Origin of the sequence: Sphingopyxis lindanitolerans, from assembly GCF_002993885.1 — a bacterium.
GTDB classification, from domain to species: domain Bacteria; phylum Pseudomonadota; class Alphaproteobacteria; order Sphingomonadales; family Sphingomonadaceae; genus Sphingopyxis; species Sphingopyxis lindanitolerans.
Map to the genome: position 1 here is coordinate 1,709,337 of NZ_CM009578.1, position 13,736 is coordinate 1,723,072.

Below are 13,736 nucleotides of genomic sequence, written 5' to 3' on the forward strand. Positions count from 1 at the left end.
CCCGCCCGTTTCAACAATATGCCGCGACGCGCGGCACGCGCCGATCGCCGCGAACGAAAAAAGGGCGGGACGACCGAAGCCGCCCCGCCCAACGCTCATTCGGCGGCCACGGGCATCTCATCCCAGTCGCCGTCACCGTCGCCTTCCCCACCCAGGGCTTCGGTCCCGGTCACCGCCTCGTCCGTTCCAGGAACGGCATCGGCGTGGCCCGCATCCGCGTCACCGCCAACCGCTTCGAGGGCGGGGGTCCGCATCGGCTCGGGGACCCAGCCCGAGTCCTCGAGCAGCTTTTCGGCTTCGCGGGCCATGTCCGGCTTCTTGAGATGGTCGATCATGCCGGCGAACTCGGGCCCGCGCGCTTCGGCGACGTCGGCGAGAAGCCGCGCCTTCGTCACACCCCGGAAATAACCGTCGGCGGTCGGGCGCCAGCCGGCCGCGACGACATCGAGGTTCACCACGCGCGCGAGCACATGGCTGTGGACGATCCGGCGCTCGACGCCGTGCGCCGAGATGCGCCCGTTCGGATATTTGGGCAGGATCTCGGCCTGCGCATTGACGCCGAGCGAAGCGCAATGCGCGAACAGCATCGCCTGCTCATTGGCATCGAGGGCAAGCAAGGCGTCCCAGAGGTCGGCGTCCCCGGTCGGCAGCTTCTCGCGCCAGGCGGCGTGCCGGGCCTCGATCGACCGGGCGGGGGCGCAGTCGCGCAGCCCGGCGGGCTCGTTGGTGAAATAGACCGTCGATACCGACAGCTTGAGGCAGGTCTCGTGGCTGGTCCGGTAGAAGATCGACAGGACGAGCGCGTGGAGCACCGCGGCGAAGGCGGCCTGCGGGCTGGCCGCAAAGGCATCCTGCAGCGCGAGCGTCCGCCAGGCCGTCAGGTCCGACACGATCCGCTCGGGCAGCGGTTTCAGCGTGTCTTCTTCCGCATCCGCGCCCGACCCATCGCACTCCTCGCCGCCTGCATCGGCGCCGGCTTCGCGATCGGGCTCGTTATCGTTGCTCGGCTCGGCCGCATCCGCAACCTCTTCCTCCTCGGCGGCAGGCTCATCTTCGGCCCGCACGAAGCCGCGGTCGACCCGGATCGTCCCGTCATAGTCGATCGAGACGAATGCGCCGGCGAGCGCCACCTCGGCGTCGTCGAAGATCTGCGGCCGATCGGCGAGCGCACCGATCTCGCATTCGATCGCCTCGAGGCGCGCATGCACCTCCTCGGGAACGTCGGGCTCGTCGGCCCATTTGTGCGACAGCGCGTCCGCCTCCGCTTCGAGCGCGACGACCTGCGCCGCTTCCTCCTCCGTCATCGGCACCTCGCTGCTGCCCAGAGCGCGCAGGCCCCGGGTCGCGCCATAGGGAAAATCGACGAGAGCCTCGACCCACTTCCAGCCTTCGCCGCCGATGCGCTCGGCGATGGCCGCGAGCTTTTCGGACACGAGCCGGTCGAGCAGCGCGGGGTCGGTCAGCCAGCCGCCATCGTCCGCCTCGAAGAGATCGCGCACGATACTGCCGCCTGCCGCAACATAGGCGTCGGCGGACACGAAGCGAACGCGTTTGTCGGCGGCGCGCACGCTGTTCTCGGTCAGCTTGCTGCGAATGAAGGCCGGGGACTTGTTGAAGCTGTGCGCGAGCAGTTCCCAGGTCTGGACCTGCCGCTCATGGTCGTCCGATACCGTGAAGGCCATCAACTGATCCAGGGTCATTTCATCCTCGGCATAGAGCTCGTGCAGCGCCGGGGCGACCGAGGCGAGCTTGAGACGCTGGCGAACGACGGCGGGCGTCGTCATAAAATACGCCGCGATCGCCTCGACTTCGGCGCCCTTGTCCACCATCGCCTGCATCGCGCGGAACTGGTCGAGCGGATGCAGCGCCTCGCGAACGGCGTTTTCGGCATAGCTGTCCTCCTCGGCGAGAATGCCGGCGGTCTGCTGGACGATGCAGGGGACCGGCGCATCCTTCGCGAGCCGCTTCTGCTTCACGAGCAGTTCGAGCGCGCGATAGCGGCGGCCGCCCGCCGGGATTTCGAAGAAGCCGGTCTCCGCGCCTTCATCGGTCCGCTGCGGGCGCACATTGAGGCTCTGCAGCAGGGTGCGGCGCGCGATGTCGTCGGCAAGTTCGCCGATCGACACGCCCGCCTTTACGCGCCGGACGTTCGCCTGGCTGAGGACAAGCCGGTCGAACGGGATATCGCGCGACGGGCTGAGGGTGATCTTTCGTTTTGCACTGGCCATGGCCATTCTCCATGACGGGCCGCCGCGGGACACTCCCTCGGCTGTCAAGCCCGTCACGAGGCCCCGGCCTTCCTCTTCCTCGCGGGTCCGCCACCGGCGGACCCGAAGATCATCCGCGTCACGCGCGCCCCGAGAGGCGGCGCTCCGCGGCAGCGAGGCGCCGCTCGCCCAGCACGACCGAACCCGCGGCGCGGGCCGCCGCGGCGTAGACCGACAGCGGATGCTGGGCCTCGAACAGGAGATCGCGCTCGATGCCGAGCCCGAACGGGAGCCGGACCGCCTCGAGTTCGGCGAGCGAGAAACTTCCGAGTTCGGGGCAACCGAAGCCGAGATCGGCAAGGCCGAACAATATGCCGTCGGGGTCCAACTCGGTGGCCAGCCAGGTCGCGGCGCCGACCGGATTGAAGAAGCGGACCACGGGCCTCGGGTCGGGCTCGCGCAGGCCGCGCCGGACCGCGTCGATGCGGGTGCGGGCGTTGGCGGTGAGCCGGGCGGCGATGTCGGGCGTGAGGAGGCTCATGCCGCGATCCTTCCGCTGACCATGCGGCTCTCGACCCCGTCTGGAAGGACGGACGGTGTGGCTGTCGACGCGGCAGCGCGATGAGCCGGCGGGCCAGCGCGGAAGGCGAGCAGATAGTCGGCGGCCTTCGACGCAGCACTGGCGGTACGCAGGATTGCGCGATGATCCTCGCGGATGATCGCAAGCCAGGAGCCGATATAGTCGGCGTGGCGCACGCTCGGGCTGATACCGAGCGCGGCGCAGACGAACGCGCCCGCCATTTCGGCGATGAGTTCTTCATGACCATAAGGCTTCGAGCCGAAACTGCCGCTCTGATCGCGGGCCAGGCGGCTCTCATGGCCCGTCCAGTGACCGAGTTCGTGAAAGGCGGTCCGGTGCCAATCAACCGGCGCGTAGAAATCCTGCGGATGCGGCACCGCGACGAAATCGTGGCGCGGGCTGTAATAGGCCGATGCGCCGCCGATGCGGACTTCGGCCCCGGTGGCTGCAATCAGCTCGGCTGCCTGCGGAAGGATCAAGCCTTCGGGCACGGGCGGCGCGGCAACATGATATTTGTCGGGCAGGCCATCGCACTGGTCGACCGAAAAAACAGTGAACTGCTTCAGGAAAGAAAAGCCGCCCTTGCATTCGCCCGCCCCGCCGCCGCCGGGCTCGGACGCGTCGGCTGCCGCGCGCCGGGTATAGATGACCCCGATCCCGCGCTCGCCGCGGCGGACACTGCCCCCCAGCGCGAGCGCTTGACGAAAAGTCAGGAAACCATGGCCCCGAAAGCCCCGGCTCATAACCGCATGCCAGAGGGTGAGGATGTTGATGCCGCTGTAGCGCCGGTCGCTCACCACATTATAGGGGAGACCGGCCGCGGCCCGGCCCGCATCCCAAGGCTGAACCCAGGGCAACCGCCCGGCTTCGAGCTCGGCGATGATCCGGCTGGTGATCTCTTCGTAGAGGGTCGCGCGCGCGCCGCGCTGGCGCGATGGTTTGACAGAACAAGACATATCGGTTCTCCGCGGCGGACCGGCGGCGAGCCTCTCTCGCCGCGCCCGATCCGTCCCGGCGTCCGGGCTCCCCTCGGGCTCGCGTGCGGCGGCATCGCCGCCGCACGGCCGACGCACGCCGACGCTGCCCGACCGTGCATCGCTCGCAGCCTTGCCAAAATGTTCTTCCTATGTTCTCTTTGCGGCATGGATAAAATCGATACCGCCCGAGTCGCCGAAACCATTCTTGCCGCCCCCGGCTGGGCGCGCGTCGGGATTACCGCACCGACGAGCCATATCCGGGTCGAGGCGGCGTTCGAACTTGCCCGCGCAATCGTCGAGAGCGTTCGCGCGGGCGCGGAGCCCGCGAGTCCCGACCAGCTCGGGCTTTCGCTGTGACGTGGGCGGCTGGACCAAAGAGGGGCAGCCCCGAGCAACGCACATCTTCGAGGCGGCCGCCTGGTTTCGGGCGATCAAGCCCGTCTGCCGCTGCGGACACAGCGCGACCTTCAACCCCTATGGAATCTGGTGGCGCTTCCAGTGCAAGATGTGGGACGATGATCTCGGCAAGGCACGTGAGAAATTCTGGTGCGTTCGCTGCGGCGCCCGGACCGGCAAGCGCGTTCGCCCGGTGCGGATCGAGCTGGTCGATCCCGGTCCCGACGATATCGCCTTGCCCATGCCCGACGAACGCGAATGGAAGCGGGCGCTCAGCCGCTTCCGTGCATGAGGATTAAAACCCATGGATATCGAAAGCGATGACGCACTCGTCGGCATCGGCAAGATACACCGGGTGATGGTGTGGGACGGCCAGCGCGAGCGCGAGAAGGAAATGCTCTGGGGCCTGCACTCGCGCGACGCCGACATCTTCCAGATTCCGCTGCTCAAGTCCGAGACCGCGATCATCGACCGGCCCTGCCTGCTGCTCGCCAATGCGTTCGGCCTCGTGAAGCGTGGCAAGACGATATATGCGGCCAGCCTGATCACCGACGAGCCCTTCTTCTGCATCGCGGCGGTCTGGCGGCCAGCGCACCGCCTTTGGCCAGAAAGTTTCGCCGCGCTCACCGTTCCGGCCTATGACGATCTGGCGCCGCACAAGGACCGGCATGTTGCCGTGGTGCGCCCCGAGGACTGGTTCGATTGGCTGATGGGGACGCGGCCGCCGCTGGACATATTGCAGCCCTTCCCCAAGAACAGCTTCAGCATCATGCCGCCGATTCAGCAGAATTTCGACGAGCTCTTAGGAGCGGCCTGACCGGAAACACGGCAAGGAGGCGCGATCATGTGCAATCTGGTGACGCTCAAGGCCTCGGTCGACGAGGTCGCGTCGGCCTTCGGTGCGCGCCGCCCGCTCACCAACGCGCAGCCCGGCGACGTCTATCCCGGCGGGCAGGGGTTCGTCGTGCGCGAGGATGGCGGCGCGCGCGCGCTCGAGGCGATGACCTGGGGGTTTCCGGTCCGGCTCAAGCATATGAAGGCGACCAGCAAGCCGAAGCCCGTAAACAATGCGCGCGACGACAAACTGATGAGCTTCTGGCGTACCTGGTTCACCAACCCGGCGCAGCGCTGCCTCATCCCCTTCACCGCCTTCGCCGAGGCCGAAGGCGAAAAGGGCCGGATGACGCAGACATGGATCAGCCCCACCGACCAGCCACTCGCTGCCTGCGCCGGTCTCTGGCGCCCGAGCGACGAATGGGGCGATTGCTACACGATGGTGATGGTCGATGCGACGAAGGAGCTTTTCGATGTCCACGACCGGATGCCGGTCATCCTGCAGGCCTCCGATCATGACCGATGGCTGCGCGCGGAACCCGCAGACGCCATGATGCTCGTCACCCAATATCCCGCAGAGCGGCTTCCCGTAGAACGCACCGACATTCCCTGGTTCAGCCGGAAGCCGCCGACCGGCTCACCCACGCTCTTCTAGCGGGCTAAGAATAGGCTATTTTATCATGGAAGGCGTAGCGTAAACCGCATGTTGACTCTTCCGGATTACCGGCTAGCACCCACCAACTTTCGAATCGTCGACTGCGACCCAAGACGATTCGAGGGGGGGACGATTTTCGATGCGGCTCCTTGCCATCGAAAGCCGGGAGGGCCTCGCCGAAAGGCGAGGCCTTTTTCGTCTGTCCTACAATGCGCATCGCTGCCATGCCGTCCCGATGCCTCGCGAACCCAAATGGAAGCACCGCGCCATCGCGATCGAGTTCTGGCTGCTGACGACGCTCGTCGCGGGATCGTTCGTCGCCGGGATCGTCGGCGCGATCCGGGCAGTCGCCCGTAATTGAACCCGGTTCACTAGCGCGCCCCGGTCGGCAGTATGGCACATGAAGTGTCAGACTGGATCCATCTCTCGGGCCTCGAAGCTTTACGCGGCTTATCTGGATGTTAGACCATCTACGCCGATCGATTGTAGCGCCGAGGCCGCGAAAACAGCGACCCGCCGCGCAATGTCAGGACCCGTCGGACCATTGTCGAACCTCGTGCGCCGCGGAGAGGAACCGCTGGCGCGCGACCCAAGGGAGCGGACCGCGGACAGCCGGGTCGGGAACGCGTCAGCGGCCGATGATCGATGTGAAGCATTTTCATCTGACGGAGGAGCTCGCCCACGAAATTTCAGGCGCGGGACAGCAGGAACAACTTTTTGCAGCGCTGGCGAACGCGGCCGAGCGCATGGGTTTCGACCATTTCGCTCTCGCCTTCGACCGGCGCGGCGGCGAGGCCGCATCGATGCTCGTCCATAATTATCCCGAAGCCTGGGCCAAGATCTACATCGGCCTCGACCTCAGTGCGACAGACCCGATCCGCCGGGCCGGTGAACGTGCGGTCACCGGGTTCGCGTGGCGCAACGTCGAGCACTATATCCCCCTCTCGCGCAGCGACCGGCAGTTGATGAATGTCGCGCGAGCGAGCGGTGTCGGCGACGGCTTCACCGTTCCGCGACACCTGCCGGGCGAAGCCATGGGCTCCTGCTCCTTCGCGGTCGGCCCGCACACCGATCTGCCGTGCCATATGCTCAACGTCGCCGAAATCATCGGCGCGATTGCGATCGCGAGAGCGCGCGACTTCATGGGTGCGGCAGCCCCGCGGCCGCGATCGGTCCTCACCGAGCGCCAGCGCGAATGTGTGCTCTGGTCGGCGCGCGGCAAGACGGCGGGCGAAATCGCCGACATTCTCGGGATCAGCCAGGAAACGGTGGTCCGCCACCTCAAGATGGCCCGCGACCGCTATTCGGTCCACTGCCGCTCGATGCTGATCCTCTGCGCTCTGTACGACGGCCTGATCGGCTTTTCAGACGTCTATGACTGGTGGCGTCCCGACTGAGGCGAGCGCCAAAAGGCGAAAGGCTTGCCCAGAAATGGGCATAGCCGACCCGCGAGATTGATGGTCTGACTCGGGCATCCAGCAACCAAGGATGACCTATGACCGATCAATCCACGCGGGCGCAGGCTGCGCCCGGCGACGCGGCGCTGCGCGCCATGTTCGCAGCCCGAAAGCAGGTTTTCATCGATCTTCTGAAGTGGGATCTTCCCGCTCTCGATGGGCGTTTCGAGCTCGACCAGTTCGATAATCCGCATGCTCGATATCTGATTCTGCTTGATCCGGACGATCTGCGCCACCGGGCATCGGCGCGGTTGCTGCCGACGACCGCACCGCATCTCCTCGGCGATCTCTATCCCCATCTCTGCCCCGACGGCGCGCCATCCGGCGAGGCGGTCTGGGAAATCAGCCGCTTCTGCCTCGACCCCGCGCAATCGGCCGCCGAGCGTCTCGACGCCCGCAACCAGCTCGTCAGCGCGCTTGCGGACCATGCCCTCCACAATGGCATCCGCGAATATGTCGGGATCGCGGAGGCGCGCTGGTTCGCGAAGATCAGCGGTTTCGGCTGGTCCTGCCGCGCGCTCGGTCCCGCTCTCCCGGGCAGCGCCGGCCCGATCCTCGCGTTCGGCATCCGGATCGACGCCGACACGCTTCCCGGCCTGCAACGAACGGGGACATGGACGCCGCTCGGGCTCAAGCTCGAAGGTGGGGAACTTGCACCATGACGGCGGATCTCACCCAGGCCGACCTTTCCACCCGCCTCGTCGGCGAACTTCGCGGCAACGGCTTTTGCATCCTGCATGAGCGGGCGAGCGCGACCGTACACGCCCTCGCCAGCGATCTCGATCCGGTCTTTGCCGAGACGCCCTTTTGCGAGGGCGACTTCTACGGCCGGCGAACGAAGCGGTTCGGCAGCCTGCTGCGGCGCTCGCGGCACGTGGCCGATCTGGTGCTCGACCCCGTCATCCTTTCCGCCGTCGAAGCAATCCTCGGGCCGGGATGCGAGCGCATGCAGCTGAACCTCGCCCAGGCGATCGAGATTCACCCCGGCGAAGTGCGGCAGTTCCCGCACCGCGACCAGGACATGTGGCGCGGCGCAGACGGAACCCAGGAATATCTCGTCAACATCCTCTGGCCGCTGACCTCCTTCACGAAGGAGAATGGCGCGACACAGATTTTCCCCGAAAGCCAAGGCGTCACCGGCATGGCGAAAGAGGATCCCGGCCCTCCTATATATGCCGAATGCGAACCCGGCGCGGCGATCTGCTTTCTCGGATCGACCGCGCACGGCGCCGGCGCGAACCGTAGCAAGAATGTCCGGCGCGGCGTGCTCGTCAGCTACAGCCTTGGCTGGCTCAAACCCTATGAAAATCTGTGGCTGACCTACCCGCCCGACGTCGCGCGGCACTTCCCGCCGGAGCTCGCGGCGCTCGCAGGCTGTGCGCAGCACCGCCCCAACCTCGGCAACTATGAAGGCCAGTGCCCCTCGATCCTCCTGCAAGGCGAACCGTCCGGCCCGATAGGCGCGGTCGACGCGCTGCGTCCCGACCAGGCCGATGCCGTCGCCGATTTCGCTGCGACCGAAAGGAGCGGCCGATGAGTCCCGCGCACGTATTCGAGCCGACCTATGAAGCAATCAAGCGGCGCCTGATGGGGGGTATATGGCCCACAGGCGCGCGGATCGAAGCCGCGCGGGTGGCCGACGAGCTTGGCGTCAGCCTCACACCGGTGCGCGACAGCCTCTTTCGGCTGGATGGCGAACGCATGGTCGATTTCAGGCCGGGAGAGGGATTTCACGTCCATTATCTTGCCGAGACAGAGTTTCGCGACCTGCTCGAGCTTCACCTGATCCTGCTGCTCGCCGCCGTCGCGACCACGCCCAAAGGCTTTGCAGCCTCGGTGTCGGCCGACCAGCCCTATCCCGACCGGTTCGCTGACCTGTTCCTCGCCATCGCCGAACGATCGTCGAACGGCGAAATCGTCGCGAGTATCGCGGCGATCGGCGACCGGTTGCAGTTTTCGAGGCAATTCGACGCGGCGATCCTTTCGGAAGTCGAAGCCGAATATCAGCGGATCGAGACCGCGGTCGCCGAAGCCGCACCGCAAGCCGAGCTTCGGGGCCTGCTGCTCGGCTATCATGAAAGGCGAGCGCACGAATCGGCACGCTATGCTCGCGCGCTCGGCAACCATCCGGGGCGCGATGTTTGAGCAGTCGGAGCCATCGCCCGATCCTTTTGCTTGTCAGCACCGCCCGAAATTGACATGATTCCAGAGCGGAGGAGCATGTCTGGCAGCTCCTTCGCGGAATATTTCGCCAGTCATCAATCACGCCAGTCCCTGACCGGACCGGCGGCCCAACCGGACCATGGCCCGCGCGAGCGGCCAGACGGCGGCACAGCACTGGAAGAGCAAGCCCGGCCGCGGCCGGACGCTTTCGCTCGTGCCGGCCGGGACTACCGCCTTGTCTTCCTGTACCTGCCGCGACCGTGCGCCGCCGCGTCACCCCTTTTCACCGTCCTCGGCCTGCCATGTGCATCCGGCCGACCGGCCGCCGCAGTGCAGACAGCGGCCAGAGGCCGGCCAGGATCTCGAGGCGGCCTATCGAGCGCACCGCACGTCGCTCTTTCATTTCCTGCGCCGCAAGGCGGGCGCCGAGGAAGCGCCCGATCTTGTTCAGGAAGTCTTTGCGCGCGCGGCGGGCAGCGAGCAGCGGTACCAGCTCGCCAATCCGGGCGGTTTCCTGCGTCGTATCGCCCAGAACCTGCTTATCGATCGCGCCAGGCGCCAGAAATCGTCGCGCGCGACCTTCTTTCCGCTGCGCGATGAGAGTGAAGGCGCCACGCCCGCCGGTCAGGAGTGGGATCTCGAAGCCGCCGATCTGCTTCGGCTCTATGAAGCGGCCGTTGATGCCCTGCCGCCAAAGACCCGCCGCGTCTTCCTCATGCACCGGGTGGACGAGCTCTCTTATCGCGAGATACATGAGGCGCTCGGCATCAGCATCGCGACGGTGGAATATCATATGATGAGAGCGCTCGCTCAGATCTCGAAGGTGGTGGACGAGGGTCAATGACCAAAGCAGGTGACGGCGACTATTCGCTCGACGAGATCGCGCGCGCATGGCTGATCAAGATGCGCGGCGAAGATGCAGCCGCGCTCCGCGGCGAGTTCGATGCCTGGCTGAACGGGTCGGCCGAAAACCGCGAGGCCTATCGGCGCGCCGAGCAGCGCATGGCGGCGCTCGCCATTCTCAAGACATCGGAGCGTCACGGGAGCGCGCATGCCGAGGCGCGGCGCGGCCGGATCAAAAAGTGGCTGCCGTGGGGCGCAGCAGCGACGGCGCTCGCGCTCCTGATCGTCGCGATCGGTGCCGGGGGCGCTCCGCTTCCCGGTCAGCGGGGCGGCAGCTCGGCCGCCTTTGCCGCCGAGCCGCTGGAGACACGGCGCGGCGAAATACGGACCTTCCGGCTTGCCGACGGGTCGAGCGCGACGCTCGACACCGACAGCCGGCTCGACGTCGCCGTGGGGACAGACGCGCGAAGAGTGCGTCTGGTCAGGGGCCGGGTTCGTCTCTCGGTGGCCGGGCAGGACGTCCCCCTGCGCATTGACGCCGGACGCGGCACCGCAAGCGCGAATGATGCCGAGATCGACCTCAGTCTCGACGAGGCCGGCACGGTCACCGCAATGCTGCGGCGCGGTGCGGCCGAGGTCCGCACCGATGCGGTGGCGGACCAGGTCACGCCGCTTCGCGAAGGCGCGGCGCTGGCCTATCGGTCCGACGGAACATTGGCGCCAAAAGCCGGACCTCCGCCGGCCCTTCCGGCACACTGGCCCGATGGCTGGGCCGAATATCGCTCGATCCGGCTCGACCGGCTTGTCGCCGAAGCCAATCGCTACGCCGCGGTTCCGATCATGATCGAAGACAGCGCGATCGCGGCGCGCGAGGTATCGGGGCGCTTCCAGATCAGCAAGACCGAGCCATTCGCGGAGCGCATAGCGACCCTCTTAGATCTGCGGGTCGAGCGCCGAGCGGACGCACTCTACCTCCGCCGCCGATAATTTTTTCACCGACTGGCTAAGGGCACCTCCTTCGTCCCGTCAACTCACCCCCAACTGACCGCCTTGCCCGATGCACGGCGGAATTTTTGGGGGAGTGACTATGTTGATCAAGTCTCGTTCGCTGGCCGCGCTACTCGCCGGTGTTGCTGCCTGTTGTTCGCCAATCGCCGCGATGGCGACAGAGCAAGAGCGCCAGTCTTACGATATGCCCGCGCAGGATCTGGGCGAGGCTCTGCGCCGAGCCGCCGATCTCGCCGACATCGAACTCTATGCCTCTTCGCGCGACCTTGAAGGGAAGACCGCTCCTGCCTTGAAGGGCCAGTTCACGCCGCGCGAAGCCGTCGAGACCCTCCTTGCGGGAAGCGGGCTCATCGCACGCTTCGACGACCGCGCGGTTATCATCCGCAATGGCTTTTCGGCTGAAATCCCGTCTTCGGCCGAGCCGGAAACCATCATCGTCACCGGCTCGCGCATCGCAGGCGCGCCTGCGCCGGCGCCCGTTATCGAAGTGACGGCGGAGGATATCCGCAACGCCGGCCATGCCGATCTCGGCGAGGTTGCGCGCAGCCTGCCGCAGAATTTCGGGGGCGGCCAGAACCCAGGGATCGGGTCGGGGCAAGGAGTCCAGAACCAGAATGTCAACGTCAACGGCGCGTCGACCTTCAACCTTCGGGGTATCGGTCCCAGCGCCACGCTGACTTTGCTGAACGGAAACCGTTTTGCCTATAGCGGTACACAGAGCGTGATCGACATCAGCGCGATCCCGACGGCAGCGGTCGAGCGGATCGAGGTCGTCACCGACGGCGCGTCGGCCATTTATGGCGCCGACGCGGTCGCCGGCGTCGTCAACATCCTCCTCCGCAAGGATTATGAGGGCATCACAACGAGCGCGCGGATCGGCGGGTCGACCGACGGCGGCAATTTCCAGCAACAATATAATATCGTCGGCGGGGCCAAATGGTCGGGCGGGGGCTTTCTCGCCACCTATGATTTTTTCGACAACAGCGCGATCCTGGCGCGGGACCGCAGCTATGCCGTGACCAGCAATCCGCTCTCTACTTTCTATCCCGAACTGCGGCGCCATAGCGCCTTGTTCAGCGGCCATCAGGACCTCGCACCCGGCCTCGGCATCAAGGCCGACCTGATCTACAAGCGCGGCGACATGACCTCGGTGCGCGGACTGTTCGCCGACCGGCCGATCACGACGCGCGGGATCGTGGTGCATAATGAGTTCGAGACCTTCGGCGTCGCGCCGACGCTCGAAGCTTATCTTGGCGGCGGCTGGAGCACGCGCGTTTCGGGCTTCTACGGCACGGACAAGACCTATGGGGTCACGCAGAATTTCACCAATGGCGTTGCGCCCCCTTCGATCCGGATCTTCAACAATCGCAGTCTGAGTATCGAGGCGGGGGTCGAAGGCCCGCTTTTCGCGCTGCCGGCGGGCGATGTCCGCCTCGCGGCAGGCGGCGGCTGGCGCAGCAATCACCTTAACGCCCTGATCGCGGGCCGGGCCTTCGCACCCACGCGCGAGAACCGCTATGCCTATGGCGAGCTCTTCGTCCCGCTCGCCAGTCCCGATCAAAAGCTGCCCTTCGCGCACCGCGCCTCGATCACGGCAGCAATGCGCTTCGAGGATTATTCCGATTCCGGGAGCATCGTCGTGCCCAAGCTCGGCTTCGTCTATGCGCCGGTCCCGGAGCTCAGCCTCGGCATTTCGTGGGGCAAGTCGTTCAAGATGCCGACGCTCAACCAGCAGTATAGCGGATATACGCCGGTCCTCCTGTCCGTGACCGGCTATGGATCGATGTTTCCGGCCGGATCGACCTATGTCTATCTCGGCGGTCCCAATCCGGATGTCGGCCCCGAGCGATCCGAGAATGTGACATTGAGCGCGACCTTCCGCCCGTCGAGCCGGTTGCAGATCGTGACAAGCCTCTTCCGGATCGACTATCGCGACCGGGTCGCGCCGCCATTCGGATCGCCACTCGGGGTTCTCACCAATCCGCTGTTTGCCGATCTCGTCACCTTCAATCCGTCGCCGACGTTGCTGGCCGCCGCGATCGCGGGGGCCTCGGACCCGCTCGGCAATGCCACCACCGGACCCTATGACCCGGCCAATGTCATCGCGCTGATCGACGGGCGCGACCTCAATATCGCCTCGCAGCGCTATCAGGGCGCGGACCTGTCGCTGCGCTACCGCGCACCGATCGGTGCGCAGATGCTGACACTGATCGCAAGCGGCACCTGGCTCGACAGTCGGCAGCAATTGTTGCCGGGCCTTCCGGTGACCGATCTGGCCGGCACCATCTTCAATTCGCCGCACTTTCGCGCGCGGGGTGGCGCAACCTTCGGAAATGAGGACTTCACTCTCGCCTCCTTCGTCAGCTTCACCGGCGGCGTCACCGATCGGCGCCGCACAATTCCCGTCAAGGTGGCGTCGGTCGCGACGCTTGACCTTTCGGCGCGTGTCAAAATCGGCGCATTGGGCGAGATCAGCGTCAACGCCCTCAATATCTTCAATGCAAAACCCGAGATGACGGCAGTGGCATCGCCGAGCGACACCCCCTTCGATTCGACAAATTATTCGGCGGTGGGGCGTTTCCTCGGCATCACGATCAGCCGCGACTGGTGAGGAGG

At 66.1% G+C, this 13,736-nt stretch carries 15 protein-coding genes; 12 read left to right on the plus strand and 3 right to left on the minus strand.

What is annotated here, in order from left to right:
* Positions 1-95 precede the first annotated feature (95 nt).
* The 3 genes from CVO77_RS08275 to CVO77_RS08285 form a co-directional block, all read right to left on the minus strand.
* Positions 96-2,228 carry a ParB/RepB/Spo0J family partition protein gene (locus tag CVO77_RS08275; RefSeq protein WP_084758123.1) on the minus strand — a complete coding sequence of 711 codons (2,133 nt, stop codon included), beginning with the start codon at positions 2,226-2,228 and terminating at the stop codon, positions 96-98.
* A gap of 118 nt (positions 2,229-2,346) precedes the next feature.
* Positions 2,347-2,748, minus strand: a complete 402-nt coding sequence (locus CVO77_RS08280; protein WP_054586717.1) for a DUF2958 domain-containing protein — start codon at positions 2,746-2,748, stop codon at positions 2,347-2,349.
* A complete protein-coding gene (locus CVO77_RS08285; RefSeq protein ID WP_088473845.1) occupies positions 2,745-3,743 on the minus strand; it encodes an ArdC family protein in 999 nt (332 codons plus the stop codon). Before CVO77_RS08285 ends, CVO77_RS08280 begins: the two co-directional genes overlap by 4 nt.
* Positions 3,744-3,929: 186 nt before the next feature.
* Here CVO77_RS08285 and CVO77_RS08290 point away from each other — a divergent pair, with 186 nt between their 5' ends.
* The 12 genes from CVO77_RS08290 to CVO77_RS08345 all read left to right on the plus strand — a co-directional run bounded on the left by CVO77_RS08290 (position 3,930) and on the right by CVO77_RS08345 (position 13,731).
* Positions 3,930-4,121: a DUF6771 family protein gene (locus CVO77_RS08290; protein ID WP_054586716.1), complete on the plus strand. Its 192-nt coding sequence runs from the start codon at positions 3,930-3,932 to the stop codon at positions 4,119-4,121.
* Between the two features lies 1 nt (position 4,122).
* Positions 4,123-4,452 carry a hypothetical protein gene (locus CVO77_RS08295; RefSeq protein ID WP_054586715.1) on the plus strand — a complete coding sequence of 110 codons (330 nt, stop codon included), beginning with the start codon at positions 4,123-4,125 and terminating at the stop codon, positions 4,450-4,452.
* Between the two features lie 12 nt (positions 4,453-4,464).
* Positions 4,465-4,977, plus strand: a complete 513-nt coding sequence (locus tag CVO77_RS08300) for an SOS response-associated peptidase family protein (protein WP_054586714.1) — start codon at positions 4,465-4,467, stop codon at positions 4,975-4,977.
* A gap of 27 nt (positions 4,978-5,004) precedes the next feature.
* Positions 5,005-5,649 (plus strand): SOS response-associated peptidase, encoded by a 645-nt coding sequence (locus tag CVO77_RS08305; protein WP_088473844.1) that lies wholly within the window; start codon positions 5,005-5,007, stop codon positions 5,647-5,649.
* Positions 5,650-5,884: 235 nt separating this feature from the next.
* Positions 5,885-6,010, plus strand: coding sequence for a hypothetical protein (locus CVO77_RS21800; protein WP_275541966.1), 126 nt, complete (start codon positions 5,885-5,887; stop codon positions 6,008-6,010).
* Between the two features lie 277 nt (positions 6,011-6,287).
* Complete coding sequence (locus tag CVO77_RS08315) at positions 6,288-7,046, plus strand: helix-turn-helix transcriptional regulator (RefSeq protein ID WP_084758121.1); 759 nt, start codon at positions 6,288-6,290, stop codon at positions 7,044-7,046.
* A gap of 98 nt (positions 7,047-7,144) precedes the next feature.
* Positions 7,145-7,768 (plus strand): acyl-homoserine-lactone synthase, encoded by a 624-nt coding sequence (locus CVO77_RS08320; RefSeq protein ID WP_054586711.1) that lies wholly within the window; start codon positions 7,145-7,147, stop codon positions 7,766-7,768.
* Positions 7,765-8,643, plus strand: coding sequence for a phytanoyl-CoA dioxygenase family protein (locus tag CVO77_RS08325; protein ID WP_088473842.1), 879 nt, complete (start codon positions 7,765-7,767; stop codon positions 8,641-8,643). Before CVO77_RS08320 ends, CVO77_RS08325 begins: the two co-directional genes overlap by 4 nt.
* Positions 8,640-9,251 carry a GntR family transcriptional regulator gene (locus CVO77_RS08330; protein ID WP_054586709.1) on the plus strand — a complete coding sequence of 204 codons (612 nt, stop codon included), beginning with the start codon at positions 8,640-8,642 and terminating at the stop codon, positions 9,249-9,251. The genes CVO77_RS08325 and CVO77_RS08330 overlap by 4 nt, the downstream gene beginning before the upstream one ends.
* Before the next feature lie 157 nt (positions 9,252-9,408).
* Positions 9,409-10,113, plus strand: a complete 705-nt coding sequence (locus tag CVO77_RS08335) for an RNA polymerase sigma factor (RefSeq protein WP_105998665.1) — start codon at positions 9,409-9,411, stop codon at positions 10,111-10,113.
* Positions 10,110-11,099, plus strand: a complete 990-nt coding sequence (locus CVO77_RS08340) for a FecR family protein (RefSeq protein WP_088473840.1) — start codon at positions 10,110-10,112, stop codon at positions 11,097-11,099. The genes CVO77_RS08335 and CVO77_RS08340 overlap by 4 nt, the downstream gene beginning before the upstream one ends.
* A gap of 100 nt (positions 11,100-11,199) precedes the next feature.
* On the plus strand, positions 11,200-13,731 hold the full coding sequence (locus CVO77_RS08345; protein WP_054586707.1) for a TonB-dependent receptor: 2,532 nt from the start codon (positions 11,200-11,202) through the stop codon (positions 13,729-13,731).
* Positions 13,732-13,736: the final 5 nt, after the last annotated feature.